This window comes from Corynebacterium lizhenjunii, from assembly GCF_011038655.2.
Taxonomy (GTDB): Bacteria; Actinomycetota; Actinomycetes; order Mycobacteriales; family Mycobacteriaceae; genus Corynebacterium; species Corynebacterium lizhenjunii.
On the sequence record NZ_CP064954.1, the window covers coordinates 1,440,863 to 1,463,132 of the forward strand.

General features: G+C 56.5%; 40 protein-coding genes and 1 tRNA gene. 10 read left to right on the forward strand and 31 right to left on the reverse strand.

Going from position 1 to position 22,270, the window contains the following annotated elements:
• Positions 1–8: 8 nt before the first annotated feature.
• From G7Y31_RS06725 to G7Y31_RS06750, 6 genes are all read right to left on the reverse strand, one after another.
• Positions 9–320 carry a hypothetical protein gene (locus G7Y31_RS06725; protein WP_165006380.1) on the reverse strand — a complete coding sequence of 104 codons (312 nt, stop codon included), beginning with the start codon at positions 318–320 and terminating at the stop codon, positions 9–11.
• Between the two features lie 536 nt (positions 321–856).
• A complete protein-coding gene (locus tag G7Y31_RS12090; protein WP_165006383.1) occupies positions 857–1,129 on the reverse strand; it encodes an HNH endonuclease in 273 nt (90 codons plus the stop codon).
• Between the two features lie 76 nt (positions 1,130–1,205).
• Entirely contained in the window at positions 1,206–1,721 is a 516-nt protein-coding gene (locus G7Y31_RS06735; protein WP_165006385.1) for a GIY-YIG nuclease family protein, read from the reverse strand.
• A 64-nt stretch (positions 1,722–1,785) separates the two neighbouring features.
• Positions 1,786–2,391: a hypothetical protein gene (locus G7Y31_RS06740; protein WP_165006387.1), complete on the reverse strand. Its 606-nt coding sequence runs from the start codon at positions 2,389–2,391 to the stop codon at positions 1,786–1,788.
• A gap of 79 nt (positions 2,392–2,470) precedes the next feature.
• Positions 2,471–2,641 (reverse strand): hypothetical protein, encoded by a 171-nt coding sequence (locus G7Y31_RS06745; protein WP_165006390.1) that lies wholly within the window; start codon positions 2,639–2,641, stop codon positions 2,471–2,473.
• A 16-nt stretch (positions 2,642–2,657) separates the two neighbouring features.
• Positions 2,658–3,065, reverse strand: coding sequence for a RusA family crossover junction endodeoxyribonuclease (locus G7Y31_RS06750; protein ID WP_165006392.1), 408 nt, complete (start codon positions 3,063–3,065; stop codon positions 2,658–2,660).
• 66 nt (positions 3,066–3,131) lie between these two features.
• On the opposite strand from G7Y31_RS06750, the gene G7Y31_RS11990 reads away from it, so the two are divergent.
• Together G7Y31_RS11990 and G7Y31_RS06755 are read left to right on the forward strand one after the other, a co-directional pair.
• On the forward strand, positions 3,132–3,254 hold the full coding sequence (locus tag G7Y31_RS11990) for a hypothetical protein (RefSeq protein ID WP_268896611.1): 123 nt from the start codon (positions 3,132–3,134) through the stop codon (positions 3,252–3,254).
• A 73-nt stretch (positions 3,255–3,327) separates the two neighbouring features.
• Positions 3,328–3,468, forward strand: a complete 141-nt coding sequence (locus G7Y31_RS06755; RefSeq protein ID WP_165006395.1) for a hypothetical protein — start codon at positions 3,328–3,330, stop codon at positions 3,466–3,468.
• A 239-nt stretch (positions 3,469–3,707) separates the two neighbouring features.
• Here G7Y31_RS06755 and G7Y31_RS06760 read toward each other — a convergent pair whose 3' ends face one another.
• The 14 genes from G7Y31_RS06760 to G7Y31_RS06825 form a co-directional block, all read right to left on the reverse strand.
• On the reverse strand, positions 3,708–4,106 hold the full coding sequence (locus G7Y31_RS06760; RefSeq protein ID WP_165006398.1) for a hypothetical protein: 399 nt from the start codon (positions 4,104–4,106) through the stop codon (positions 3,708–3,710).
• The gene (locus G7Y31_RS06765) at positions 4,093–4,485 is read right to left on the reverse strand and encodes a hypothetical protein (protein ID WP_165006401.1); all 393 of its coding nucleotides are present in this window, start codon (positions 4,483–4,485) and stop codon (positions 4,093–4,095) included. The genes G7Y31_RS06760 and G7Y31_RS06765 overlap by 14 nt, the downstream gene beginning before the upstream one ends.
• Before the next feature lie 16 nt (positions 4,486–4,501).
• The gene (locus G7Y31_RS06770) at positions 4,502–5,209 is read right to left on the reverse strand and encodes an LbetaH domain-containing protein (protein ID WP_165006403.1); all 708 of its coding nucleotides are present in this window, start codon (positions 5,207–5,209) and stop codon (positions 4,502–4,504) included.
• 21 nt (positions 5,210–5,230) lie between these two features.
• Positions 5,231–5,446 carry a hypothetical protein gene (locus tag G7Y31_RS06775; protein ID WP_165006406.1) on the reverse strand — a complete coding sequence of 72 codons (216 nt, stop codon included), beginning with the start codon at positions 5,444–5,446 and terminating at the stop codon, positions 5,231–5,233.
• Positions 5,447–5,774: 328 nt separating this feature from the next.
• Positions 5,775–6,626 (reverse strand): hypothetical protein, encoded by an 852-nt coding sequence (locus G7Y31_RS06780; protein WP_165006408.1) that lies wholly within the window; start codon positions 6,624–6,626, stop codon positions 5,775–5,777.
• A gap of 1 nt (position 6,627) precedes the next feature.
• Positions 6,628–6,774 carry a hypothetical protein gene (locus G7Y31_RS06785; RefSeq protein WP_165006411.1) on the reverse strand — a complete coding sequence of 49 codons (147 nt, stop codon included), beginning with the start codon at positions 6,772–6,774 and terminating at the stop codon, positions 6,628–6,630.
• Positions 6,774–7,532 (reverse strand): DNA-methyltransferase, encoded by a 759-nt coding sequence (locus G7Y31_RS06790; RefSeq protein ID WP_165006413.1) that lies wholly within the window; start codon positions 7,530–7,532, stop codon positions 6,774–6,776. Before G7Y31_RS06790 ends, G7Y31_RS06785 begins: the two co-directional genes overlap by 1 nt.
• Before the next feature lie 85 nt (positions 7,533–7,617).
• Entirely contained in the window at positions 7,618–8,103 is a 486-nt protein-coding gene (locus G7Y31_RS06795; RefSeq protein ID WP_165006416.1) for a single-stranded DNA-binding protein, read from the reverse strand.
• Complete coding sequence (locus tag G7Y31_RS06800; RefSeq protein WP_165006418.1) at positions 8,096–8,920, reverse strand: hypothetical protein; 825 nt, start codon at positions 8,918–8,920, stop codon at positions 8,096–8,098. The genes G7Y31_RS06795 and G7Y31_RS06800 overlap by 8 nt, the downstream gene beginning before the upstream one ends.
• A complete protein-coding gene (locus G7Y31_RS06805; protein WP_165006420.1) occupies positions 8,920–9,114 on the reverse strand; it encodes a hypothetical protein in 195 nt (64 codons plus the stop codon). Before G7Y31_RS06805 ends, G7Y31_RS06800 begins: the two co-directional genes overlap by 1 nt.
• 39 nt (positions 9,115–9,153) lie before the next feature.
• Complete coding sequence (locus tag G7Y31_RS06810; protein ID WP_165006422.1) at positions 9,154–10,077, reverse strand: YqaJ viral recombinase family protein; 924 nt, start codon at positions 10,075–10,077, stop codon at positions 9,154–9,156.
• On the reverse strand, positions 10,074–10,367 hold the full coding sequence (locus G7Y31_RS06815; protein WP_165006425.1) for a hypothetical protein: 294 nt from the start codon (positions 10,365–10,367) through the stop codon (positions 10,074–10,076). Before G7Y31_RS06815 ends, G7Y31_RS06810 begins: the two co-directional genes overlap by 4 nt.
• Positions 10,352–10,531 (reverse strand): hypothetical protein, encoded by a 180-nt coding sequence (locus tag G7Y31_RS06820; protein WP_165006428.1) that lies wholly within the window; start codon positions 10,529–10,531, stop codon positions 10,352–10,354. Before G7Y31_RS06820 ends, G7Y31_RS06815 begins: the two co-directional genes overlap by 16 nt.
• Positions 10,519–10,731 carry a hypothetical protein gene (locus G7Y31_RS06825; protein ID WP_165006431.1) on the reverse strand — a complete coding sequence of 71 codons (213 nt, stop codon included), beginning with the start codon at positions 10,729–10,731 and terminating at the stop codon, positions 10,519–10,521. The genes G7Y31_RS06820 and G7Y31_RS06825 overlap by 13 nt, the downstream gene beginning before the upstream one ends.
• A gap of 247 nt (positions 10,732–10,978) precedes the next feature.
• Here G7Y31_RS06825 and G7Y31_RS06830 point away from each other — a divergent pair, with 247 nt between their 5' ends.
• Positions 10,979–11,668 (forward strand): hypothetical protein, encoded by a 690-nt coding sequence (locus G7Y31_RS06830; RefSeq protein WP_165006434.1) that lies wholly within the window; start codon positions 10,979–10,981, stop codon positions 11,666–11,668.
• A gap of 164 nt (positions 11,669–11,832) precedes the next feature.
• Here the strand turns inward: G7Y31_RS06830 and dut are convergent, their stop codons facing one another.
• The 5 genes from dut to G7Y31_RS06855 form a co-directional block, all read right to left on the reverse strand.
• Positions 11,833–12,267, reverse strand: a complete 435-nt coding sequence (gene dut / locus G7Y31_RS06835; protein ID WP_165006437.1) for a dUTP diphosphatase — start codon at positions 12,265–12,267, stop codon at positions 11,833–11,835.
• On the reverse strand, positions 12,267–12,629 hold the full coding sequence (locus G7Y31_RS06840; RefSeq protein WP_165006440.1) for a hypothetical protein: 363 nt from the start codon (positions 12,627–12,629) through the stop codon (positions 12,267–12,269). Before G7Y31_RS06840 ends, dut begins: the two co-directional genes overlap by 1 nt.
• Positions 12,630–12,676: 47 nt before the next feature.
• Entirely contained in the window at positions 12,677–12,853 is a 177-nt protein-coding gene (locus G7Y31_RS06845; RefSeq protein ID WP_165006443.1) for an excisionase family DNA-binding protein, read from the reverse strand.
• 288 nt (positions 12,854–13,141) lie between these two features.
• Positions 13,142–13,315 (reverse strand): hypothetical protein, encoded by a 174-nt coding sequence (locus tag G7Y31_RS06850; RefSeq protein ID WP_165006446.1) that lies wholly within the window; start codon positions 13,313–13,315, stop codon positions 13,142–13,144.
• 587 nt (positions 13,316–13,902) lie between these two features.
• Positions 13,903–13,979 (reverse strand) — tRNA-Met (locus G7Y31_RS06855).
• A gap of 328 nt (positions 13,980–14,307) precedes the next feature.
• Here G7Y31_RS06855 and G7Y31_RS06860 point away from each other — a divergent pair.
• Entirely contained in the window at positions 14,308–15,111 is an 804-nt protein-coding gene (locus tag G7Y31_RS06860) for a hypothetical protein (protein ID WP_165006448.1), read from the forward strand.
• 70 nt (positions 15,112–15,181) lie between these two features.
• On the opposite strand, the gene G7Y31_RS06865 is transcribed toward G7Y31_RS06860, so the two are convergent.
• Positions 15,182–15,355: a hypothetical protein gene (locus G7Y31_RS06865; RefSeq protein ID WP_165006450.1), complete on the reverse strand. Its 174-nt coding sequence runs from the start codon at positions 15,353–15,355 to the stop codon at positions 15,182–15,184.
• A 194-nt stretch (positions 15,356–15,549) separates the two neighbouring features.
• Positions 15,550–15,900, reverse strand: a complete 351-nt coding sequence (locus tag G7Y31_RS06870) for a hypothetical protein (RefSeq protein WP_165006452.1) — start codon at positions 15,898–15,900, stop codon at positions 15,550–15,552.
• A gap of 131 nt (positions 15,901–16,031) precedes the next feature.
• Here G7Y31_RS06870 and G7Y31_RS06875 point away from each other — a divergent pair, with 131 nt between their 5' ends.
• Complete coding sequence (locus G7Y31_RS06875; protein WP_165006455.1) at positions 16,032–16,532, forward strand: hypothetical protein; 501 nt, start codon at positions 16,032–16,034, stop codon at positions 16,530–16,532.
• Positions 16,533–16,661: 129 nt separating this feature from the next.
• Here G7Y31_RS06875 and G7Y31_RS06880 read toward each other — a convergent pair whose 3' ends face one another.
• Positions 16,662–17,450 carry a phage antirepressor gene (locus G7Y31_RS06880; protein ID WP_165006458.1) on the reverse strand — a complete coding sequence of 263 codons (789 nt, stop codon included), beginning with the start codon at positions 17,448–17,450 and terminating at the stop codon, positions 16,662–16,664.
• 23 nt (positions 17,451–17,473) lie between these two features.
• Entirely contained in the window at positions 17,474–17,695 is a 222-nt protein-coding gene (locus G7Y31_RS06885; protein WP_165006461.1) for an XRE family transcriptional regulator, read from the reverse strand.
• Positions 17,696–17,851: 156 nt separating this feature from the next.
• Between G7Y31_RS06885 and G7Y31_RS06890 the strand changes: the two genes are divergently transcribed.
• The 3 genes from G7Y31_RS06890 (at position 17,852) to G7Y31_RS06900 (ending at position 20,125) form a co-directional block, all read left to right on the forward strand.
• Entirely contained in the window at positions 17,852–18,223 is a 372-nt protein-coding gene (locus G7Y31_RS06890) for an HTH domain-containing protein (RefSeq protein WP_165006464.1), read from the forward strand.
• Positions 18,224–18,574: 351 nt separating this feature from the next.
• Positions 18,575–19,096: a hypothetical protein gene (locus G7Y31_RS06895; protein ID WP_165006467.1), complete on the forward strand. Its 522-nt coding sequence runs from the start codon at positions 18,575–18,577 to the stop codon at positions 19,094–19,096.
• Positions 19,097–19,114: 18 nt separating this feature from the next.
• A complete protein-coding gene (locus tag G7Y31_RS06900; protein ID WP_165006470.1) occupies positions 19,115–20,125 on the forward strand; it encodes a helix-turn-helix domain-containing protein in 1,011 nt (336 codons plus the stop codon).
• Positions 20,126–20,214: 89 nt separating this feature from the next.
• On the opposite strand, the gene G7Y31_RS06905 is transcribed toward G7Y31_RS06900, so the two are convergent.
• Both G7Y31_RS06905 and G7Y31_RS06910 read right to left on the reverse strand, forming a co-directional pair.
• Complete coding sequence (locus G7Y31_RS06905) at positions 20,215–20,700, reverse strand: type II toxin-antitoxin system VapC family toxin (protein WP_165006472.1); 486 nt, start codon at positions 20,698–20,700, stop codon at positions 20,215–20,217.
• The gene (locus G7Y31_RS06910; RefSeq protein ID WP_165006475.1) at positions 20,693–21,475 is read right to left on the reverse strand and encodes a hypothetical protein; all 783 of its coding nucleotides are present in this window, start codon (positions 21,473–21,475) and stop codon (positions 20,693–20,695) included. The genes G7Y31_RS06905 and G7Y31_RS06910 overlap by 8 nt, the downstream gene beginning before the upstream one ends.
• A 328-nt stretch (positions 21,476–21,803) precedes the next feature.
• Here G7Y31_RS06910 and G7Y31_RS11995 point away from each other — a divergent pair, with 328 nt between their 5' ends.
• Complete coding sequence (locus G7Y31_RS11995) at positions 21,804–21,932, forward strand: hypothetical protein (protein WP_268896617.1); 129 nt, start codon at positions 21,804–21,806, stop codon at positions 21,930–21,932.
• Positions 21,932–22,159 (forward strand): helix-turn-helix transcriptional regulator, encoded by a 228-nt coding sequence (locus G7Y31_RS06915; protein WP_165006478.1) that lies wholly within the window; start codon positions 21,932–21,934, stop codon positions 22,157–22,159. The genes G7Y31_RS11995 and G7Y31_RS06915 overlap by 1 nt, the downstream gene beginning before the upstream one ends.
• The last annotated feature ends 111 nt before the right edge of the window (positions 22,160–22,270 follow it).

Below are 22,270 nucleotides of genomic sequence, written 5' to 3' on the forward strand. Positions count from 1 at the left end.
GTACTTTCTCAGGCCACGTTCACGGCCTCCATAATCTTGTTCACATCCACCACCGGCACCCCGCCGGGGCGAAATACGCGCCCAGTCATGCGAATAAACCGGTCGCGGGCGTAGACCTCCACACCAGTACCATCAGCGGCGGTAAGCCTACGGCCCGGCCCGTCCAAACCAGCCACAAACACGTGCAGGCCCACACCAGACTGGGACAATTCCACCCACGCGCCAGGCGTGGCATCCAACACCGCGCGCGCCGTGGCGGATAGTTCCCCACCGGCCAGCGCGTCATCGAGGTCGATGCAACCAATGCCGCCCCCACACATGAAACCGAACCCATCACCTACACGAGCGCCGCGCACTGCAGCGTATCCCGTCCAGGTGGACGGGTTAGTTGAAGACGCCGGGCGCCCATCGGGCTGTATGGGCCGTTTTGCGGCGGCACGCACCCACCGGCGGCGGGCTGTGAGTGCTTGGGGGATGTGGTGGCGTTTACGGTAGGCGCGTTGGCGGCATGCGTTCGAGCAGTAGGAGGGGGTGCGTCCTCGCGCGCCACCGATACCGACTGGGGTTCCGCATTCTTTGCAGGTCATGGCCCTATTCTAACACAGCGCGTTACAAATTAACCGCCCAACCAGGCACTATGGAAACACCGCAGAAGCTAAGCCGCACACAGCCCCCAAAGACCATCAAGGCACCAAAAACCATTACCCGGCCGCCAAACGCAACCCACGGCCCCACGCAGCACCCAAAAATACCCCACCGGCTAAAAGTTCTGAACCCGTAAACATTCTGAGGCCCTTTGCCCTCCGCGCTTCTGGGGTCCGTGTGAGGGGGATCACCCCCTCCCCTGTGGTGCAGGTCACTTTAGGCCGATGGGGGTCCGCGGGGCGCGTTTTACTTTGCTTCGCCATATTGTTGCCTCTTGCTGAGTTTTTACCTTGTGGCATGGAACACATAGGGCTTGCAGGTTTTCTAAGCTGTGGTCACCACCACTCTTTAGGCCCTTCCTGTGGTCCACTTCGAGCGGGGTGTTTTGAGCACCGCAGTGTTGGCATGTGTGATTATCCCGGTCGAGTATGTAGCGCCTTAGTTTTGTTGGGACGTGTGTGGGGTTGTTGTTTGCCCATGCCATGGGTCCCCCTTTTTCATATAGGTTTGTCCCCTCTGCTTGTGGTCTTCAACCAGAGGGGACACGCGTAGTAACTCGATTATAACGTTGGGGTGGATAATTTTTCTAATGTGCTGGTCAGATAGTTTTTGACGTAGCGGGCTTGCAGGGCTTTGCTGGTGGGTAGTTGGTCGCCTTTATGCCATGGCAATGGTGGCTGTTCCGGGAACCATTGGTGCTGCTGCGCTGCGAGTTGAGTCCTTTGCCGTGTGATGTAGTTGAGTAGTTCGGGTTCAGCGTGGAACCATTCTCCTTGCACTCTCAGGTGGTGGAATTGGTTGTGTCGTTCGCGTTCTTCGTATTCGTCGCCTACTTCGAGGAGTTCGAGTGTTTGCCATGGGAGTGAACGCAGCCGACTGTTGAGGTTTCCGGTTGTTCCGATTTTGATGAGGTCGTGGTTTCGGATGTAGTAGACGAAGTGGCCGCATTTGTCTTTGCGCATGGCGTTGCGGGCGGCCATGACGTGTTTGAGGTGGTCGAGTTGTTCGGGGGTTGGGTTGGGTCCGAGTAGTTGGCGGATGATGGCTTTGCGTGCTCGGGTGGGGCTGTACGACATGGGGGGGCGCCTTTCTTCTGTAGGGGGTACCCCCCTTTTTTTGGGAGAGGGGCGGGGGTTGATTTTACTCGGAGGTTTGGGAGTGGGTGATGATTTCGTTGAGGTTGTAGCAGGCTTTGCCGTGGCTGTCTGTGTGGGTGGTGATGTATCCGGCGCGGCCCCAGTAGGTGATTTGCTTGCGGTCTACTGGTGTGCCGGTGATGGCGGTGACTATTTTGGCTGCGTGTGCGGCGGTGAAGAGTTGCTTTGATGCTTGGGCGCGGGCGAGGTAGCGTGCGGGGACTTTCTCGCGCGGGGCGCACCGTAAGGCGATGATGCGGGACTGGCCGCGTAGCTCTTCAAGCAAATCGCTTGCCCAGTTGAGTTCTGAGATGGCTTGTGAGTGGAAGGCGATGAGTTGGCAGAGTCTTGGCGCGGCCACATCATCATCGGCCAGCTTCACGCCAATGGTGGCGAGTGCTTCGAATGTGACTTCGCGGAGGCGGGTTTCTTGTTCGAGGTAGGTGCACACATACAGCCAGTTGCCGGGTGTTTGGGGGCCGGGGGTGGGTTTCATGGTGCGGATTTCTGGCTGTGTTGCGGGTGTGTGTTTGAGGGTGTTGAGGGTTGTGTATGCTGCTGCGAGGTTGCGGGCGGTGTGGCGTAGGGTGTGGTCGTCGCAGGTGGGCATGGTGGGGGTCCTTTCTCGCAGTGGGTGGCCCCCTCTTTTTTGGAGGGCCCCCCTTTGTTTGTTTTGGGAGGGGCGGGGGTTAGGTATCTTCCCGGTTTTCACGTTCAAAATACTCGGTGAAGGCAGCAAGCATGCGGTATTCCTGTTGGCAGATTTTGCGGTGGGTGCGGATGATGGCGGTTTTCTCAGCGAGGTAGATAAGGGTCATGGAGATTATGGTGCCGATGATGAAGTAAACGATGTGTTCCATGTGGTTGTCTCCTATTTTAGGTGGTGGGGGTGATGGTGCATTTGACGCCGGTCCATCCGGTGGGGTGGTAGCGTTTGCTGATTGTCCAGTCGGTGATGCGGGCGTCGTCTTTGATGATTCTGGCTTGGGTGAGGGCGTCGCCTAGGGCGCGGGCTAGTTTGTCGAGGTCTGGGGTGACTGCGGGGTGGGGGAATTTTGGTTTTTGGGGTTTTGGCATGTAGAAGGTGGCTGTGATGTGTAGGGGTTGGTTGAGTGGGGGTCCTTTGTATTGGTTGCGCATGTGGAGTATGAGGGTGTTGCGCCAGGTGGGGAGTTTTTTGGATTGTTCTATCATGCGGCCGTTGCCGATGTGGCGTTTGCTGCCTTGGGGGGCGGGGTGGCCTTGGATGTGGAGGTGGATGGGGGGTGTGTTGGTCTCATTCATTCTTAGCGCCTAACTTGACGTACGTCTAATATGCTGTATAATGGGAGGTATGAAAGGAGGTGAACAATGGAAACGATAAAGGAACTGCTCCTCACCCTCATTGGTGTATATCTCGCACTCAGCGCAGACCGCCGCGCCTGGTACAAAGCCAAGCACCGCACCAACAAGGAGAAGCCAGAAAACAAGTAGCACCCCTGGTTCTGGAAGTACCAACCATCCAGAACCGGGGGCGCTGCCCCTCAAATCTAACACGGAGGAACCCATGTCAAACAAAGAAGACCTACTACTAGCAGCCCTAGGGATAGCCCTAATCTGCCTATCCGCAGGCCCCATACTCGCCATTGGCGTCGCCACCATATTGGCCATATCGGCCTACCTGCGTCACCGCAAGGCAGGCAAATAATGCGCCCGGGATTCATCGACTGGGACACCAACCGGGAACTGTGGCCCGCCGAACAGTGCGCAGCACATTGCGGGATTGTGCGCTCAACATGGACCACATACGTCGCCCGTGGCCAAGCCCCCGCCTCGGTTGCGCGCTTTCATGGCACAACACTGTGGAGTGCCAGTGAAGTTACCGCATGGCATGCAGCCCGCCCCTCACAAGACAGGAACGCAGACTAGACACCCTGGGCGGTGTGTTCATAGTCCGTTCCTTGTGGTGGTCTCACACCAGGTTTGCCAGTCCTCTAGGAGTTTGAGCATGTAGCGTATGCGTGCCACTACCTCCGGGATGGGGATCAGGTCCATATCGAGCGTGACTGTGGTGTCGTTTTTCAGGGTTAGGGTGATGCGTTCCTCGTCGATGAGGGGGCGGCCGTCTTCCTTGATTAGGGAGGTTTCATGCCTGATGAGCACGTCATCAATGCCGCCGTGGGTGATGCTGTAAGCGGCGTGGCTGTGTACAAACTGTGCTGTGTTGAGCTCGTCGTATTTCTTGGTGGGTTCTTGTTTTTTGAGCTCGGCCATGATTGCGGTGATGCGCTGGGCGTAGCGGCCGAGGGTTTCCTGTTGCTTGGGGGTGCATTTATTGGTTTCCATTTTCGATTTCCTCCATGATTCGGGGCATGTCCTGTATGCGCTTGACTACCTTGCTGATTGGTTGGTTGTCAATGTTGATTATGATTTTCGCGTCGTCTTCCAGGCTGTTGATTTGGATTGACTCCGCTATGCAGGGGGTACCGTCGCGAGTGATGTGAGGACTGGAATAATCGAACATGTAGTCCCAAAAGACTTCCATTTGAATCGCCATAGCGAGCTCTATCTGGTCATAGCTTCGATGCTCAAGCATTTGGGCCAGATATTCAGGTATGACGCCTACAGCTTCAAAGATGGCGAGTGCGCGGGTCGCGTAGTAGTCGAGTTGTTCCTGTTGTGCGGGGGTGAGTGGGGGCCTCATCCATGGTTCATTGTGGTTCATTGTTTATCGCCTTTCATCAGTTGGTTTCGTTGGCCTCTTTGGCCCATTGTTGTGCGCGGGTGGTGATGAGGGTGTGGGCTGCCTGGTATTCGGCTATCCATTGGGTGGTGGTTTCGGGGTCTTTGTGCCAGTGTTTGGCGCGGTAGTGGACTTCGTCCATCATGGCCTCGAGGGTTCCGGTCCAACAGCCTATGGTGATTTGTGTGCCGCCGGTGTGGGTGGGGGTGGCGGTGAGGGTGTGGTTTTCGCTGCCGATGGTTCCTATGGTGAGTAGGTGGCGCATGGTGGACACTTGGGCTTTACCGCGTATGCAGGCACTGTTGGATACCTGGGCGTTACCGGTCACGCGGGCGTTACCGGATACCTGGGCGAAGCCGTACACTCGGGCGTCACCAGCCACGTGGGCGTCACCGTACACGTGGGCATTACTGAACACCTGGGCATAACCGTATACGCGGGCGTCACCGTACACGAGGGCATTACCAGACACGAGGGCGCCACCAGCCACACGAGCATCACTGAACACGCAGGCATCACCGGACACGCGGGCCTCATCGGCTACCCAGGCGCGATCTTGGAGGTTGTCGGCACTTTGGATGTAGCCGCCTAGGTCGCCTGCTTTGACGCCGTGGTGTGGGAGGTCTTTGGTGGCTTGGATGCGGTAAAGGGTGACGCCGCTTAGGGTGGTGATGGTGTCATCGGTGAGGGTGAAGTGATTGCTCATTGGGGGTTCCTTTCTTGGGGGTTAGGTGGTTTGTTGGCGGCGTTTGAGGGCTTTGTTTCCGGCGCCGGTCATGAGGGTTTGAGGTAGTTGGGTTCCGTTTATGACGAGTTGGTAGATGAGTGTTTGGGGTGTGATGTTGAGTTTTTTGGAGAGTTCTTTGATGGCTGTGTGGGGGTCGAGGAGGGTGGCGAAGTGTGTGTATTCTTCGCAGAGGATGTGGGGGTCTGGTGTGGTCATTGGTTGTTGTCCTTTCGGTTGTGTGTTTGGTTTTTGGGGGTTGTGTTTTTGGTCTATGTGGTGGTGGGGTTCCCTTCTGTGATTGTGGCGCGCTGTGTGCCCGTTTGCGGGGTTGAAATGTGCTCTCGGCATACCGGTGCCAGCGGGGGGCTGTTTGTGCGCCTGCGGGCCTCCTGGGCATGTTTTTGAGGGTGTTAGGTGTTGGTGTCCCACCGGTTTTCTCGCCAGGTGTCAAAGATGGCGTCGCACTGGCATGGGGTGACTTCGCACACAGTGCAGGGTGGGGGTTGGTCCTGTGGTGGGTTCCACACGCACGGAATGTCATCGCTCAAAATGGGCCTCCTGCCTGGGGTTTATGGTCACATTTGACTGCTGGGTTTGTGCCCACCACCCAGCCGGTGGCGTCGCACCGGTCGCACGCGTCGATGGTGGCCCGGCGGGCTCTTTTGGCCTGCTCAGCCGCTGTTTCGGCTTGGTGGGCTTGGGCGGCCTCGTCGATGAGCACCCGCAGCAAGCCGGGCCCCTTGGGCTCATCGCGGCGGCCGAACTCGGCCAACCCGGCACTGATTGCCGCCTCCGGCACACCCGCCTGGCGGGCGCGGCGCGTAGCCGCCGCAAGCCCGTCGAGAGAAATCCCGCCGCCACTGGCGCCCGCGCCCTGATCACCGTCACATGGCTGGCCAGAGAAACCACCAGGGGACGGGTCGGGACGGGTCGGGACGGGGAAGCGTGACAACCCCTGTGACTCACGCGGGGTGTCACGCGGGGTGTCACGCGGGGTGTCACGCGGGGTGTCACGGCGTGACAAATCAGCATCATCACTGGCAGGCGCGTTTTTGCGTGTTCGATTTGCGCGCCAATTGCGTTGCCGTTCGCGTTCTATTTGACGCTTTTCGTTCACCTGATCACGCGACGGTTGCATGTCAAACCAATCATGAAATGCATAGCAAACAGCACCAGAATCGTCCTTCAATTTGACCCACAACCCCGCATCAACCAGAGCCTGAACCTGCGCCCGCGTCCCACCAATCGCACGAACCCGCTTCGCCGAAATCACCCCATCAGTCAAATGCTTCGCACACCACGAACCCGCCGTCAGCCACAACCCCCGCGCCGCCATACCAACCTGCTCTATTTTGGGGTGGTCATAAAACCCATCATCAACCTTGAACCAAGCCACATCATTCGCCCCCTTCACCAGTATCAAGCCTGTAAACAATCCTGGCCACCGCCAACACCGTCACAGGCGGCAAATACACATCAACCTTCGCGGCCTGCTCCATCACACCCAACACATAAGGCACAAGCACCTGCGGAATCTTGCTCATCACACACCCCACAACGGCAACGTCGCCCCACCAATCGGCCTCATCTTTTCCTCAAAGGCCTGGCAGAACTCTTTCTTAATCTCAAACCCATACCCCTTGCGCTGCATATTCTCCGCCGCAAGCAAGCTGCTACCACTACCAGCACACGGGTCGATGACCACATCACCAGGGTTAGTGAACAAATCAACGAACTTCTCCAACAAAGGCACCGGCTTTTGCGTAGGGTGCACCTTGGGAACATCCCGGTAATCCCGTGGCCAATCAATAATGTTCATGACCATGCGCCCATGATTGTTAAACATCGGCAGCTTGTCCCGGTAGAACAACAAAGCGTATTCCGCGTTGCCCACAATCCGCATATTGGCCTTAAGCACCTGCGGGCTGGTGCGCTTGCGCAACACCAAATTAATGTAGCCACCAAACCCGGCCTTGCGGGCGGCATCAATCAACAGCATTTGCTGCTCAAAGGCACAAAACACCAACATGGCAGGCGCCTGCCCCTTAGCCTTCGGTTCCGGCTTGAGCATGCGGGAAGCGAAATGCATGAACTCCGGCACGTTGAAATTGAGGTCAGTGTCAAAAAATTGTGTGTCCGCTAGCTTGGATTTCCCATTTTTGCGGTCGCCATCTACATACCACTTGGGGTTGGACCCGTAGGCGTTTTTGCCCAGGTTGTAGGGGATATCCGCAATGATGAGCTGAGCCTTGGGGAGGTTGTAGCGTTTGAAGTTTTGGAAGTGGTCGTTAAAAAGTTCCATTTATTCGGCCTTAGACTAATTGGTCTAGGTTGTGGGTAGGGGTTATTGGGGTCCCCTACCCCACCTAAATTATCGAAAATGGTGGCTAAAAGGGTGGTTGTTCAGACCCCTGCCCAAACCCACCAACACCAGACTGGCCACCAACAGGGGCAGGCTCACCCCACCCACCAGAATCCGACCCGCCGCCACCATCAGACTGCGAGCCCACAGACTGCGAGCCACCAGAGGCAGCAGCAGGAAGCACCGCCACATCCACCGCCTCAATCCGCAACCGCGACCGCTTCGCCCCCGTAGCCTTATCCTGCCACCGGTCCAACACCAACTTGCCAGACACCATCACCGGCCGACGCCCACCACGCATAGCCTCAACAAAATTCTGAGCCTTCTTACGCCACAACGTCACCGGCACAAACACCGCACCATCCTGGTCCTGCACCCACGAATTCGTCGACGCATCCCACTGCGACTGATTATGCGCCACCGTAAACGACACCAGCGGAGTGCCATCACTGGTATACCGCAACACCGGATCCTCAGTCAGATTGCCACTAATCACCACATGATTAGCCATCAGCCTGCCCCTTATCTTCTGGCGTGGACAGGGCCGTCCAGCGGGAATTAGCAAACGCCGCCAATTCCTTATACTCACCATCCGGCAGGCCAGCATCACGCACCTGCCCCATCAGCTCCTCCAATCCGGCAATATCCTCCACCGCAGCGAGCTCACCCAACCAGTCCCGCCCCTGTGTTTCCACCGGGGCCGCAGCAGCCGACGCCGTGGGCTGGTCGGTACGAACCGCCGTCATCTTCACCGGCTCCAACTCCAATTCCTCCCGGGTGTAGGCGATACCCAGCAGCACATCCGGGGCCAACTTACGGCACACCTCAGACGCCGCTTTGGCGTACAGCATCGCCTGCGGGTCCGTCAGGTACTTCTTGTTCGTGGTGTACCCGGCCTTCTTTGCGCGCTCAATCGTCCACGATGAGCGTTCCTGCTCGCCCCGCGGGCTTACCCCCTCCACGGTGACAACCTCATCGGTGGACTCCACCGTAGAAAACCGGTACCCCTTAGCCTTCAACAGTGCCACCATGGTGCGGGCATAGATAGCGGGCTTGCCATGGACAACAAACACCTGCTGGAGGGCCTGCTGTGGTTTCAGGCCAATTTCAGCCCCGTACAGGATTGCGGCCGCCCCATCATCCGGCTTGCCGCGAAACCCGGCGGGCACCATCTCCGTGTTGCACAGCACCTTGGCCAACCGGTGGGCTGCTTCCATGCCTTCTGCCTGGCGCACGATGTCCGCCACACTATCATTGGTCAACTCCGGCACCCCCACCATATCCGTCAGCGTGTTGTTGTTGGTGGTGGCTAGTTCAGTGTTCGACATTAGTATTCTTCCTCTCCGTCGAATCGGTTCAATGTGTGAATCGTCAATTCCAAGGCCGTATCCTCCGACAGGCCAGCAGAAACGAGCTGGTTCATGACCATGACAGCCTGGTTAGCCAGCATGCGCAGCTCGCGGGTCTCATCCATGGGGTTTTCGTACACGCTGCGCCGGGGCGGCATATCACTCGGTTTCATGATCAACCCCCATGGCCCCAATGGGTTGTTCCATCGCACTTAGTCCTTTCCTTTCGTCAGTCGCACAGTGGTGTATGCGGCCTTTTTCTTCTGGTACTGGGCCACCAAATCCGGGTGGTCCTTTTTAAACCTGGTGGTGTCAAACGTGGTTGATTCCGCAACCTGACTCACCGACAATTTGTATCCGGCCACTGTGGAAGCATGCGCCCCACCAGTCAAAGCGATGATGTCAGCCTTGGCCTTATCAGCAATGGCCTTGTAGTGCTTGGCGTGCTCATCAGCCCGCGCCAATGATTCCACCAGGCCGGTGAGCTCATCAAGACCATCCAGGCCCAAGTCCTCACCCATCCACCCGGGCCGGGTGTCTTGCTCCACCCACGCGAACCACTCCCGTGCCGTCGCCGCCAGGGCATCGATGACCTCCTGGTTGGGGATAATCACCCGCCGTTCACACCGATACGGCACAAACCGGCCATCATCTTCCTGGTAGTACTCCACCACCAAGATGCATGCTTCGGCCCCCGTGTGCCACAGATTCGCCTGGCATTGCAGATAGTATTGGTCCGGGCACCACGGGTGAAACTTCCCGCCAATAAACTCATGCTTGGACGTCTTGCACTCCCCAATGACCTTAATGACCCCATCCTCATCACTGAACAGGTCCGGGGTGCCACACAGGCGGTCATCATCCGGGTTAATCACAATGACCTGGGGGTTATCGTTATACAGCAGGCGTGAATCCAAACCCTGGGCTATGGCGGCGATCTCCGGTTCACGCGCATGACCCCATGCGGTGTACTGATTGCCCGTCATGGCCTTTATCCCGGTGTCTTTCTCGTCGCGCAGGTTCTGCCAATGGCGCACCGTACGATTTAGGTGCAATCCTGCGACTTCTGTGGCTGTGAGCCTGGCCCTACGAAACGCCAACCAATCATCTTGCGTTTCCGGCGTGTACGTCTTCACGCACTCCTCCTCCTGTTGTTTGTGTTCTTGGTTCGCATGGTCACCGCAAAGTTCTGGGCGTGCTCCACACAAAACTTCAACCCCTCCAAAGGCTCAAACACCGCTTGGCGTGGGCAATCCTCAAAATGGCAATCCTGGCCCCACAGGGACCTGGCCCGGGCCTGCTCCACGACTCGCAACATGTCCCGGGCATTTTCCCTACCCACAGCAACCTGGGTCAATGGCCCGCAATGGACCAGCACCAACCCACCGTCGAGGTCTTCTATCCGCATGGTCATAACTTGGCGCACTCCGCATCCATCACGTCATACAGGCCCATGATGTGGTCCTGGACCGATTGGGGCACCACATCAAACCAGTCATCCGCAAACTCAGCCACAGCATCATCAAACCGGCGGGCAACCTGCCACCGGTCATCTATGTTGAGTTGCTCCCAACCACCTACCCCACACATGCCGTCGCCACCTGATCAATCCATACTGGTTCCATGGTGACCACGGACATGAAGATGAACGTCACCAAACACCCGAAGATGAACGTCAGCACAGCAAACCGCTTCAGGCCCGCGTTTTGCTTCAACAGGGCCCGGTTCTGGTTCTCCAGCCACGCCATACGGCGCGGATTCACGCCCCGGTAGTCATTACTCGTAATCATCACGATTTCCTTTCTTGAAAGCGCCGAATACCGGCGCTGATTGCATGAACTTGTGCGGCGGCCAGCCGCAATTCACTACGCACCCCATCGGGCACATAAGGACCTAGCTCGCTTAAAGCCAGCAATTCCCCCTCCATCCGCCCCAAACGGGCCAACATCTCCGTCACAGGCACAACACGCGCCATAAGCCGATAACCTTTCTTCTTACTATCCGGGGCCCAACACGAAGGGGGATAAAATAAACCCCATGGCAAACCCCGCTCAACTACTTCACGCACAACTAGCCGCCTGGGATAACAATGGCGCAGCCAAACTCTCCCGCCTTAGCGACGGTGAAGACTCCCAAGCACAGCTAGCGCACGAACTGCGCATAGCCACCATGCACCTGGAAGCTATCCGCGAATACCTCACCAGCTACGATGCCGCCGGTGGGCAAGCGTCCGCCATGTGGTGGGACGCCCTCGACCGGTGGACACTAGGACTGTTCCTCTACCCACACGGCTGGGAACATGCTCAAAACGAATCCCTGGCCCCATCAGACCTGCGACTGTTACAAAGCCTGGCAGACCTCATGCAAAACCAGATCCCCGTCCTTGAAGACGGCATCCAGCCCGCTATGCGCGAGTTCCTGGGCCGCATCCGCACCACCGCGAGCAGCGCAACAACGGATCCGCACCTGGCCCGCTACCTCAACAACATCACCAACCACGTGGAATGGTGCCTAAACAACTTTGACCAGGTAGGCGAATTTGAGCTAGAAAAAGCCTGGACTCACCTCGCCGCCACCATTGCCCTGCTAGAACAATCCGACCAACACACCCCCTCCACATGGACCACAATCCGCCAGGACTGGCTCAACCCGTTTACCGTCGGGTCCCTAGCCGGAATGACTGGCAACCTGTTGGCTATGCAGTCGATGCTGATGATTGGCCGCTAAAGCTAGCCGTGGAATCTCCGCTAAGGCCTGGTCAATGGCCCGCCCACTGGGCACACCACGCAAAATATCGGCCTTAATCGTCGATAACACCACCGTCAACATCCCCAATTCAGCCAACGTAAGCCCATGGGGAACATACGATTTCACAACAAACCGCCTTTCTTTTAGTGTGTTCCGGTGGAGCCGATACCACCGGCCCCCCGCATGGTTGGGGGTAACTCGTCTACCTGCTGCCATGTGTCGGCCGCCACGATGGGCACAATCATCAGCTGCACAATCCGATACCCAGTCCCAAACTCCACCGGGCTCATGGTGTTGTTTTGCAGCTTCACCAGCAAGGGCCCCCGATAATCGGAATCAATGACCCCCACCGTATTGGCTAGGGTGATGCCATAGAGGAACCCCAGGGATGAGCGCGGCAACAGCAAGCCCACATGCCCATCGGGGACCTCCACAGCCAACCCCAGATCAACGACGGCAGTGCCCCGGGCGGGTACGGTTACCGCCTCCGGGACTGCGAGGTCAACCCCCGCCGCCCCACTCGACGCGCATACAGGGTCCACAGCGTCAGGCCGGGTGCGAACATACTGCAAGTCCATTAGCGCCCCACCTGCTCCGCACGAAACAACGCCAGGGCCTTCTTCGCCAGGTAGATGCCGCGCTCCACACCGATTGTGTTCAGGCGGATTTCTAGCGTGTAGCGGAAGTCACCGTCCTCTATCAAAAGGAATTCACTGCAAGCGTTGGGGGTCGCGGCAGGAATGAAGGATCGGAAAGTGATGCGCGGGCCCCAGTTTCTGGATACGGCGCTGATTGTGACGGGATCACCATCAAACCAGGCAGGCTCAATGCTGATCGGCTGGTAGGGGATGTCGAGCTGCCCTGTGATGTACTCCCAATGGTCCGCAAGCTCGTGATAACGTTCCTGCTGCTCAGGAGTGAGGTCATCAATACTATTCATGATTATCCTTTCGTCGGTTAGGTGTTGTCTTGGATGTAGGCCGTGGCTCATGCCGCCGTCGCTTCTAGGTAGTTGTCGCACCATTCACGCCGGATGAGGTAGGTCCGGCCCCGGCGTGCGCTACGCACCTCACCACGCTGCAACAGGGTGTACAAGGTTTGGGGGTGAATGTTCATGTAAGAGGCTGCCTCCTTCACACGCAGCCAAGAATCACGTGATTCCATCGGTTGTTTCCTTAATCTCTTGGGGGGAAAACTCATACAATCGGGGCACACAGCACCACCCCTCATCCACCGTTCAGGGGGCTTGCTACATGCTGATATGGGTGTGCAGGGGGCGGGCGACTCGTGTCCGTTCATCCTTACCCGCATTCCCCTTCACTGACGTCGCCGGGAAAAGCGACACACACCCCTACACCCCAGCACGCAGCCCCCACACAATGGGGACACGGGGTAAAGCGTGCTGTGCACCCCTCGTGCCTAGCGCGGGGCTCGCACCCGCCTGCCGCTGGTCTAGGCTTCATACTCCATGGACTGGAATTTACTAATCGCCATCATCAGCCTTGGGTTTGCCCCGCTGACCATCTCCCTCGCTCGCAAGCAATACATCCTTGACAGGACCAGGGCAGACGCGAGGGCCATCATCATCAACAAACACAACAGCACCCCACCAAAAATTGAACTCACAAACACCGGGATTGCGCCTTACTACCAACTACACGTGTTTGCCCTTTACGCCGATGAAAGCGAACATGAACACTTGCAGACAATCCCAGTATTTGAACCTGGAGCAACGGCACACTGTGGCCCTCTTCGAGCGCATCCTCATCAGATTCTTCTCCTATGGAGCGTTGCTTATCCGTCCCGGTCTGGCATTCGCTCGCAGGGGCACCGGATCCATTACTGTGATTCTTCTGCTCCGGTGATGGAGCACTGGAAGTACTATCCGGCGGTTGAGTGGAGGTTAAGACTACGCCGGTTGGGTTCAGCCACGAGTTCGGAGGTCTCGAAGTGGCTAGCATCTCACCAAACACGTGTGCCTCTGGGCCGGTGGAAGAAGTACACACAGACTCTATCCCGGCCTGGTGACTGGCCCGGATGGCCCTATTTACCCACCACACCAACAACAGACCCCACAACAGGGCCACGCCCAGAACGATAATCGTCTTCGCGTTCCACTCCATCGCAATCATCATCCTCTCTCTTAAGTTTCACCCCTCGCACAAGCGGGGGGACAGATTCTGTTTTTCGGGGCGCGCAATCCTGGCGCCCCTTGGTGCTTGTGCCCGGCCTCGAACCGGGGGCCTCCCCGTTATGAGCGGGGTGCTCTAACCAACTGAGCTACACAAGCAGGGTTTAACGTCATGCCTGTTCCCTCCCACCTATGACGGGGCGGGGTTCCTGCCCATTTGGGCTTGCCTTGGTCGTCGCAATCTAAGCACCATGCTCGCAAGGCCGTATCTTCCATGACGCTGGCAGAAATAGCTGCCAGACTTTCCACTATCGAGTTCTCAAACAACCACGCCCCAACACCTATAGTCACGGTGTCGAAACAATCAGGCACAACAGCGCCCCGTGCCCGGCTGGGGAATCGAACCCCAACTACACCATCAGGCCAAAAATCAACTCACACAAAGACGCTCAACCACACTCACAACACCCGCCTACAATCAATCCCCATGACCAGCAACAAATTCGACATCATCCACACTCGAATCCAACGAGCCAGCACGCACCGAGACGAACTCGCCACCATCCAAACCGAATACCTGAACCAACATCCGATTGCGACAAGCATCGAAGAACACCACGACCACGTAATCATCAGATTTCACGCAACCGCACCGTTCCCACACGCCGCCTCCATCCTGTTCGGAGAGTGGCTCTACAATCTTCGCGCCGCCCTCGACGGCCTGTACTACCAGCTCATGATGGAGGACACCGGCCTTAACCCGCCACCGAACGCAACCAGGCTCACCTACCCCATCACCACCAGCAGGGGCCAATTCGACACCAACCGGGACATAAAGCGGCTGGCCAACCGGCACCAAATAGCCATCGAACACACGCAGCCCTACCACTCGACCGGAGGCCACACCGGTAGCGCCCTGTGGTGGGTACACCACCTGGCCCGCCTCGACCGACACCGGCACACTCACCTGCTGGTCTGGCGAGTAAAGCACATCAAGTTTGAGAGCAGTACCAACCGGATCGACCTCAACCGTGTGGGAAACAACAACCGCCGAAGCATCTACATCCGGCACAACCAGGACAGTCAACCCATCACAATCCCCATCTACCCCATCACCATGCCCGGCACGAATGATCACATAACAATCCGGCGCACAATCGAACTCGACATACCCGACTGGGCGGACAACGCCCCGCACAGTTACAGTATCTTCCCTCTGATGGAGCGCATGGCCAACGCTGAACAAGTCATCCATGCCACCGTAGACAGTTTCACTACCCCGCAGCCCTAGACCCGAATTATGCACAGCAGGGAAGGAAAGGGCGTTCTGCGAATCAGGCCCACTGGTCAACGGCACGAACCTAAACATCGGTGTTCTCCCGGTCGAATGCCAGGCTGTACAACGCCATGTCCAGGCAGTGGGCCAGCATGCGGATATCATCCGCACCGAGTACTACACGCCCACCGGCGCAATCCGTAATCGTGGCGTAGCCGTCCTTGGCGTTGACATCAAAATTCCTATGCTGCATAAACACGATCCGCAGTCCTTTCGATTAGTCTGACCTGGGGATACTTCCCCAGAAAGAGAGGTGAATGAGTAATGGAGTTCCGAAATGGTGCCTACACATCCCGCACCAAAAGTGATGATTGTGAAACCATTGCGCGACTTGCCCGGCGTATCCAAGACAATGCCGACAACCCGCAAGCGCTAGCCAAGAAGATCGAACGACTAGCCCGAAAGCTTGCCGACGAGTTGCGTTAACTCATCAACCGTGTGCATGGTCTCTGCAAGGGACAGATCAATCACACTCACGCCAGGTGGAAGATGAATCGCTACCCGCTCACTATCATCGTCGGTGGTGTAGCGGTACATCCTCACGCCCTCGATTGGGCTTATCATCTGGGCTGTTGGGCCCACATTCCCAGCCGTTGCCCGGCCTAGGGTTTCAGCGCAGATTGCTGCCAGCACATCCGGCAGAATCCTGTATTCGATATGGATGCCTTCCGGGGCATCATCAACGTCAATGTTCACCCCACTTGGTGTGCCCTCAACGTTGAGTTTCTCAACCTTGCAACTCATATGGTTTCCTTCCTATCTAATAAATCGGTGTACCGGGTGATTGGGAGTGAATTAACCCGATACTGAACAACCCGCCAATTGGTCACCGTGACCATTACAAGGATCCGCTCGCAACAGGCGATAATCAATACATGGACATCACAACCATCATCACAACCGCAATATCCCTCGCCGCCGCAATCTTCGCGGCTTGGCAAGCCGTGGAAGCTACGAAATCCCGCAAAGCTGCCGCCAAGTCCCAACAAGAAGCCTCCGAAAGCTCCGCGCGTGCCGCCCGCAGCGCCGAAATCGCCGCTGAAGCACAACGAAAACTTGCCGAAGCACAAGAAACCATGACCGCCCTCGCCAAGAAACACGACGCGGCAAACCGCAGAAACATCTTCCTCAGACGCACCACAGGCAGGCTCTACGTAATCACCAACCACACCGGTGAAACCATCACCAATGTAGAACTGCAACCAACCATGCCTGAACAAGCCGTCCGAATGAGCGCCGAGACGGTGCAGACCATGGGCCACGGTGACGAACATGAAGTACTCCTCCCATACAGTGGCATGTACGAAATCCACTGGATAGACAGTGATGGAAACAACCAGGTCAAAAAGACCGAAGCTGCTAATCCAAATGCTTGATATAGATCGCAGCCGCAACAGCGACAACCGCGCACAAAACGTTAACGACAATGAGAATCGAAGACATCACACATCACCTCCCAACAATCCGCACGCCTCATGGGTGTTGAGGCAAATACTCGACGGCATCTAGGCTGCCTGCTCTGTGGTGAGGGTGAATCGTCCGTCCATGAATCGGGATACAAAGTACTCCTGGCCTTTGCCGGTTACCTTCGGTGTTTTTGACACTGTGACGTGCCCATCAGAGTGCGTGACAGCGGTTTCCTTAACCTTGAACAAGCCGAGTTCCATGGCGCGCTGGGTGGGCATATTCCAATCCGCACCCTTACGCTTAATGAGGTAGCCATTCTCACGCAGCCAGGCAAACAGGCGTTTTTGCCCAACCTCAAAACCATTACCCTTGAGAAGCTTCGCAAGGTCACCAACCAGGATCGTTGTTGTGGAGGTGGATACCGCGTCCGCGAACAACACTTTCGGCTTATCCGCCTTAGCCTGCTGCTCCAACACCGCGCGGGCCTGCCGCTCCTGCTTCAACTCAGTCGCCAACCGGATAATAAAATCCGGATCCGTCAAGGCCTGCTCCGCCGCCTCCGGAGTGAGATACCCACCCCGCCTACGAATCGACGGCAACACCTCATGAGTCACCCAACGCTTAAACTCACGAGCTTCAGGCTTACGACTGCGGAGGATAGCGGAGTAGAGACCAGACTCAGTGATGACAGTGACTTGCTGGTCACCGCCAGGGGTACGCATAATGTGCGTACCCTTTTCATCTTCATCAAGCGAGCGGGTCATGTCCGGGGCCATGCGGTAGCCGAGCACTTTGGCAACATCGCTGGCGATCCAGCGTGGTTCTCCATCCTCAGCTATGAGGACACGAACTTGGTTGCCTTGGAAATTAAACGGTTCAATACTCATTGTGATGTCTCCTTTGGGGTGGGTTAAGCTGCCGGGATTTCAGTGCAGTCGTTGACGAGAATTCGGTTGGGCCGTGCTCCGAGTCTTGCAAGTGCTTGGAGTACCGCAGGTTTCGGGTCACGAGTCGCAAGTGCCTCACGCCAGGTCTTGCGGGTCACGCCAGTGACGGCCTCAAGTTCAACGAAAGTAGAAATCTTGTGAGCACGCTTCACTCGGTCAATTTCGTCAAGACTGAGAAGAAACATTCTCATAAACTCCTTTACTCTGTCGGTATGAGCAAAATTTAACCCACGTCCACCATGTTGCGCAAGTCTTTACCCGGCGTGTTGGCATTAAATTTCCCATTGCTCCAGGTACTTCACGCCTTGACGGGTAGAAAATAACCCACTATGGTTTAGGCTATGAGCAAAGAAACGGACTGGTTTACCTCAATGGCAAAGCGACGGGTAACCGTCACTGAGATCGCCGAAATCCTGGGCGTGTCACGCCGCACTGCCACCAATAGAGTGAATGATGGACTTTCTGCCGATGAGCTCATCGTTATCAGTCGCGAACTAGAAATGTCCCCTATCCACGCACTTGTAGAGCTAGGAAAAATTACGGTTGAAGAAGCCCTTGATTTTGTAGACGGTGACGGCCGTTTGCTCACCTCGGCCAGCACGGAGGAACTAATTTTTCAACTGGCCATCGATTCCCTACCAGCTTCTAAGCTCATCGACCTTGGTAACGATGGCCGTGACCGGGTCACTCGAATGGAGGAAGACAACCCATAGCACTCTGCTCTCCCGCTTGATTCTTCGGACGATGATGGTTTGCCGTCCCGGTGATACCCCATCCCGTGCTAGCCCCCTGGGTTTTGGTTGCGTGCCCCCTTACTGTGCCCCAGTATCACACGTGTGGTGTGCTAGTGGGGGTGGGGGTTAGGTCGTTCCTGTGGCGGGCGAATGTATCATTCCGTGTGATATTATCACTCTTAGTGATTTTATAACACCGCTTGTTATACTAAGTGATAATTCACCCCAACCCGAAACACCGGAAGGCCCAAAATGAAACAACACCTCCACAACGAACTAACCCCGCACTACAACGACTTCCAAACAGCATGCACAACCGGACTCCAACACATGAAGAAATCACCACTCACAGGCACCTTCAACCACCGACACCTCCAACGCACCCACATACTCAACGCATTCGCACACCACCTCCCCAAACAACTCGGAAGCTTCACAAGAATCAACAACTCCTACACCAAAAACCGACTCGTCTACCACTCCACCACACACAACGCCGACCTCATCTGGCGCCGACGCAGCAGCATCGGCCAATACGCCAAACAACACCAAAAACAACGAAACCAACAACTAGCACTGTTCACCAAACCAGCACAACAATTCCGCGCAGACCTACCCACACAAATCGCATTCATCTGGGACCTACCCCCACTCGACGACAACCACGAACCACTAGAACCCTTCCCCCTCGGAATCAAAATAGCCCAACCAGGCTACAAACTCGACGAAAACCACTGGACTGCAAGCTTCCCACTCATCGAACACAGCGAAACCTACCCCACAATCGCCGAACTCGACCCCAACGAACTCGACTGGGACATCGAAACCGACGACCACGCACAACACTCCTAACCACCACAAGGAGGCACCATGCCCACAGCAAACCACCGCCTCAAAACCCTCCGCCTCATCAACGGCATGAACCAAGGCGACTTCGCAAACATCCTCGGCATCAAGCAACCACTCCTATCCATGATCGAACGAGGAGACCGCGAACTAACCACCAACCACATCGTAACCGCCCGAATGTACTTCCGACTGCCTGCCGACTACTTCGACAAACCGGAAATCACCTACCAACCGAACCAACTCAACTTCCGCCGCAAAAAACTCACCAAAAACCAAGCCACCATGGCCGCCCACACCTTCGGCCTCATCGAACAACACTACGCAGACCAACCCAACCCCCTTCAGGAGTTCCCCTGCACCCCAACACCGACCCGACGAAGCACCAAAGACATCGAAGCCATTGCCGCCGATACCCGCGCCCAACTCGGAATTAAGCCTGATACGCCTATCCGCAATGTCACACGCTGCATGGACCGGTTGGGGATCATCGTCACAGCACTGGCTAACCCCCTACTTCCCGCAGACAAGATTGATGGAATTTCCACACCCGCGCAGACCGGACACGCGTTAGTGACAACCCTTAACTACAGCACCCCGGGGGATCGTTTTCGGTTTTCCGCAGCCCACGAGTTGGGGCATGTTCTGCTGCACACAAACGACGAGGTGAAGTCTCTCGAGGATAAAGAGGCTGAGGCTGATGATTTTGCGGCGGCTTTCCTTATGCCTGCTGGACCTATGCGTGACTTGCTAACTGCAGATTTGACGCTGAATGGTTATGCCGCTGTTAAGTCGAAATGGGGTACTTCTATCCAGGCGCTCGTTCGCCGTGCTCGCGATTTGGGCGTTATCGATGATGATCGGTATCGGTCTTTGTTTATCCAGTTGAGTGGGCGGGGGTGGCGGACACGGGAACCTGTGGAAGTACAGCTTGAGAGTATGATTCATCAGCCGCCTGAGTTGTGGATTGCGCATGCTGGGCGCAGGGATGGGCCGGGTTTGGCGTCTGTTACGCAGTTACCGCGTCGTGAGTAGTGGCGGTTTTGTCGTGTGCTAGTGGGGGTGGGTGGTTGCGGGCTGTTTTTGGTGCTGCGGTTGGAGACCCCCGCAACCCACAAAGCGGCCTATGGCAACTCCAAAGACGTCTGAGACGGACCCAACTCAGGAGGAAAACACACCTCGATACATTCCAACCCTGAAGCCGCACGAATAAGCTTCTCATCTTTGGTGAAAAGATACTCACACTCAGCTTCGATAGCGCAGGAGAGAATAGCAACGTCTTGAGGCTTAATCATTCTCTCCGGGCCGAGCTTCTGCGCTCGCCGCATCGCAAATTCATCAAGCTCAACCCAGATAACGTCAGCCGCTCTAAGGAACTGCTCCGCCTCATCGATGTAAGCACTAGAGATAGGGGCGCTTTGTTGGCCGTCTCGCATGATTGGCGTCGCTATTGTCTCGACACCAACCAACGTAGGCAGGTAGACCTGGTACTTCGGATCAGTAAATACCCGCTCTGTCCGCTCAGCGTACGAGGGCGTTTCATCGAGAAACATATTCAGTAGCAGGCTCGTGTCGACAGCAACCTTGATGACCTCCAGAGGCTTAGCCATGTTCTCTGCCGCCCCTGTCTTCGCCTCGAATTGCGCCCATCAGGCCATCTACCGTGACGCCTTGGTCCTTGAGGTCTTTCCAAATCCCGCGACCTGGGCGAGCAGGGCCAGAGGGCTCGCGAATCTCTATCCGGCGTGCATCGATCTCTTCAATAACGTGGGTTTCAGGGTGCCGTTTGAGTATGCCGTAAATGCTGACTTTCTGGCGCAATCCGTTGCGAAGTTCCTCATCAAGTTCCTCAGTGAAGCTGATATTCACCTTTGGGCCGCCAGAGGAGGGGTGCAGCCTCGCCCGAAATCTCCCATTGTTGGCCGAGTAGTGATACAACTCGCCCGTGACAGAGCCAAGGGAAAGGGGGATTTTCTTCACTATGCCGTCGATGGCATCCCGCAATGGTGCGTCAAGGCTTACGCTTTCTGAACCATATGATGGGTGCAGTTTGACTCCTGTCACGCCTGCCTTGGACTCAAGCCTGGTCAGGTCGCGTACATTTTGGACTTGCTTGAGTGTCCAGTTCTCTGGAATAGCTTCTCCATCGCGAAGTTGGGCAATCCCAGCCAAAATTTCGGCCTCTACCTTGGGTGACACGATGACTCCAGTTATGGAGCTTCCCTCTTCAAGGGCGCCCATTTTTACGGGCTTGTCGGTGAACCCTGCCACTAGACTTGTTAGTAATTCAAGCCCTTTGAGGACAGTTTGTGCGTCCATGCTTTGCAGTGTTCCGTTGAGTACAAGATTGAGCGATCTGGTATCGCCTGTGTCCTGGTGGTTCATGTGTCACCTCCTTGTGTTTGGCGTTCTTGAGTCTACCCAATACGCAGCGAGCAATTGGATAACCGGGTAACCGGCTGTAATCCCACCGATTACTTTCCGGGCCTTTATTCCATTTGACAAGTAGCGGCCTAGTGCGCTATTATGGGTGTGTACCCAACGAAAGGAGGTGACACCATGTACGCCAACATCATCGCCACACTCTCACTAATCATGATGATCATCATCTGGCTCGACACCAGGAACTAAGACCACCCCGGTTCTAAATGTCCTTATCATTCAGAACCGGGGGGCAACCCCCCACCCTACCCCACAAACAAGGAAAACCGCCATGCAATTCACTCTCACAGGGCTCGCCGTAGCCACCATCATGCTCATCGCCGGGGCCTCCCCCTTCTTTTTCCCGGCATTCATCGCCCTAGGGCTTGCCATCGACCACAACCGAAAGGACACCCATTAATGCGCCCCATCATCACCGACGCAGACACCGGCCGCGAACTCTGGCGCGTCAAAGAATGCGCCGCTCATTGCGGCATCAAACCCTCCACCTGGACCACCTACACCGCCCAAGGCCGCACACCTGCCCCCATCGCCCACTTTGACCAACGCACACCCGTCTGGGACGCCGCAGAAGTCAAGGCCTGGCACGCGGCCCGGCCCGGCAGCCCCACACAACTCAGACGCTAACCAGCAGAACAAACCCCCGGGCAAGTGGTGCCGGGCCTACCAACCCACGCCATGAACACCATCCATTTCAGGCGTAAAACACCACCCGCCCGGGGGCCAACCCCAACGGGA

Bases quoted from the DNA above. Each gene is read 5' to 3' on its own strand.
- G7Y31_RS06725 (WP_165006380.1), bottom strand. From the start codon at position 320: ATGTGTGGGGGCGGCATTGGTTGCATCGACCTCGATGACGCGCTGGCC.
- G7Y31_RS12090 (WP_165006383.1), bottom strand. From the start codon at position 1,129: ATGGCATGGGCAAACAACAACCCCACACACGTCCCAACAAAACTAAGG.
- G7Y31_RS06735 (WP_165006385.1), bottom strand. From the start codon at position 1,721: ATGTCGTACAGCCCCACCCGAGCACGCAAAGCCATCATCCGCCAACTA.
- G7Y31_RS06740 (WP_165006387.1), bottom strand. From the start codon at position 2,391: ATGCCCACCTGCGACGACCACACCCTACGCCACACCGCCCGCAACCTC.
- G7Y31_RS06745 (WP_165006390.1), bottom strand. From the start codon at position 2,641: ATGGAACACATCGTTTACTTCATCATCGGCACCATAATCTCCATGACC.
- G7Y31_RS06750 (WP_165006392.1), bottom strand. From the start codon at position 3,065: ATGAATGAGACCAACACACCCCCCATCCACCTCCACATCCAAGGCCAC.
- G7Y31_RS11990 (WP_268896611.1), top strand. From the start codon at position 3,132: ATGGAAACGATAAAGGAACTGCTCCTCACCCTCATTGGTGTATATCTC.
- G7Y31_RS06755 (WP_165006395.1), top strand. From the start codon at position 3,328: ATGTCAAACAAAGAAGACCTACTACTAGCAGCCCTAGGGATAGCCCTA.
- G7Y31_RS06760 (WP_165006398.1), bottom strand. From the start codon at position 4,106: ATGGAAACCAATAAATGCACCCCCAAGCAACAGGAAACCCTCGGCCGC.
- G7Y31_RS06765 (WP_165006401.1), bottom strand. From the start codon at position 4,485: ATGAACCACAATGAACCATGGATGAGGCCCCCACTCACCCCCGCACAA.
- G7Y31_RS06770 (WP_165006403.1), bottom strand. From the start codon at position 5,209: ATGAGCAATCACTTCACCCTCACCGATGACACCATCACCACCCTAAGC.
- G7Y31_RS06775 (WP_165006406.1), bottom strand. From the start codon at position 5,446: ATGACCACACCAGACCCCCACATCCTCTGCGAAGAATACACACACTTC.
- G7Y31_RS06785 (WP_165006411.1), bottom strand. From the start codon at position 6,774: ATGAGCAAGATTCCGCAGGTGCTTGTGCCTTATGTGTTGGGTGTGATG.
- G7Y31_RS06790 (WP_165006413.1), bottom strand. From the start codon at position 7,532: ATGGAACTTTTTAACGACCACTTCCAAAACTTCAAACGCTACAACCTC.
- G7Y31_RS06795 (WP_165006416.1), bottom strand. From the start codon at position 8,103: ATGGCTAATCATGTGGTGATTAGTGGCAATCTGACTGAGGATCCGGTG.
- G7Y31_RS06800 (WP_165006418.1), bottom strand. From the start codon at position 8,920: ATGTCGAACACTGAACTAGCCACCACCAACAACAACACGCTGACGGAT.
- G7Y31_RS06805 (WP_165006420.1), bottom strand. From the start codon at position 9,114: ATGAAACCGAGTGATATGCCGCCCCGGCGCAGCGTGTACGAAAACCCC.
- G7Y31_RS06820 (WP_165006428.1), bottom strand. From the start codon at position 10,531: ATGTGTGGGGTAGGTGGTTGGGAGCAACTCAACATAGATGACCGGTGG.
- G7Y31_RS06825 (WP_165006431.1), bottom strand. From the start codon at position 10,731: ATGATTACGAGTAATGACTACCGGGGCGTGAATCCGCGCCGTATGGCG.
- G7Y31_RS06830 (WP_165006434.1), top strand. From the start codon at position 10,979: ATGGCAAACCCCGCTCAACTACTTCACGCACAACTAGCCGCCTGGGAT.
- dut (WP_165006437.1), bottom strand. From the start codon at position 12,267: ATGGACTTGCAGTATGTTCGCACCCGGCCTGACGCTGTGGACCCTGTA.
- G7Y31_RS06840 (WP_165006440.1), bottom strand. From the start codon at position 12,629: ATGAATAGTATTGATGACCTCACTCCTGAGCAGCAGGAACGTTATCAC.
- G7Y31_RS06845 (WP_165006443.1), bottom strand. From the start codon at position 12,853: ATGGAATCACGTGATTCTTGGCTGCGTGTGAAGGAGGCAGCCTCTTAC.
- G7Y31_RS06860 (WP_165006448.1), top strand. From the start codon at position 14,308: ATGACCAGCAACAAATTCGACATCATCCACACTCGAATCCAACGAGCC.
- G7Y31_RS06870 (WP_165006452.1), bottom strand. From the start codon at position 15,900: ATGAGTTGCAAGGTTGAGAAACTCAACGTTGAGGGCACACCAAGTGGG.
- G7Y31_RS06875 (WP_165006455.1), top strand. From the start codon at position 16,032: ATGGACATCACAACCATCATCACAACCGCAATATCCCTCGCCGCCGCA.
- G7Y31_RS06880 (WP_165006458.1), bottom strand. From the start codon at position 17,450: ATGAGTATTGAACCGTTTAATTTCCAAGGCAACCAAGTTCGTGTCCTC.
- G7Y31_RS06885 (WP_165006461.1), bottom strand. From the start codon at position 17,695: ATGTTTCTTCTCAGTCTTGACGAAATTGACCGAGTGAAGCGTGCTCAC.
- G7Y31_RS06890 (WP_165006464.1), top strand. From the start codon at position 17,852: ATGAGCAAAGAAACGGACTGGTTTACCTCAATGGCAAAGCGACGGGTA.
- G7Y31_RS06895 (WP_165006467.1), top strand. From the start codon at position 18,575: ATGAAGAAATCACCACTCACAGGCACCTTCAACCACCGACACCTCCAA.
- G7Y31_RS06900 (WP_165006470.1), top strand. From the start codon at position 19,115: ATGCCCACAGCAAACCACCGCCTCAAAACCCTCCGCCTCATCAACGGC.
- G7Y31_RS06905 (WP_165006472.1), bottom strand. From the start codon at position 20,700: ATGGCTAAGCCTCTGGAGGTCATCAAGGTTGCTGTCGACACGAGCCTG.
- G7Y31_RS06910 (WP_165006475.1), bottom strand. From the start codon at position 21,475: ATGAACCACCAGGACACAGGCGATACCAGATCGCTCAATCTTGTACTC.
- G7Y31_RS11995 (WP_268896617.1), top strand. From the start codon at position 21,804: ATGCAATTCACTCTCACAGGGCTCGCCGTAGCCACCATCATGCTCATC.
- G7Y31_RS06915 (WP_165006478.1), top strand. From the start codon at position 21,932: ATGCGCCCCATCATCACCGACGCAGACACCGGCCGCGAACTCTGGCGC.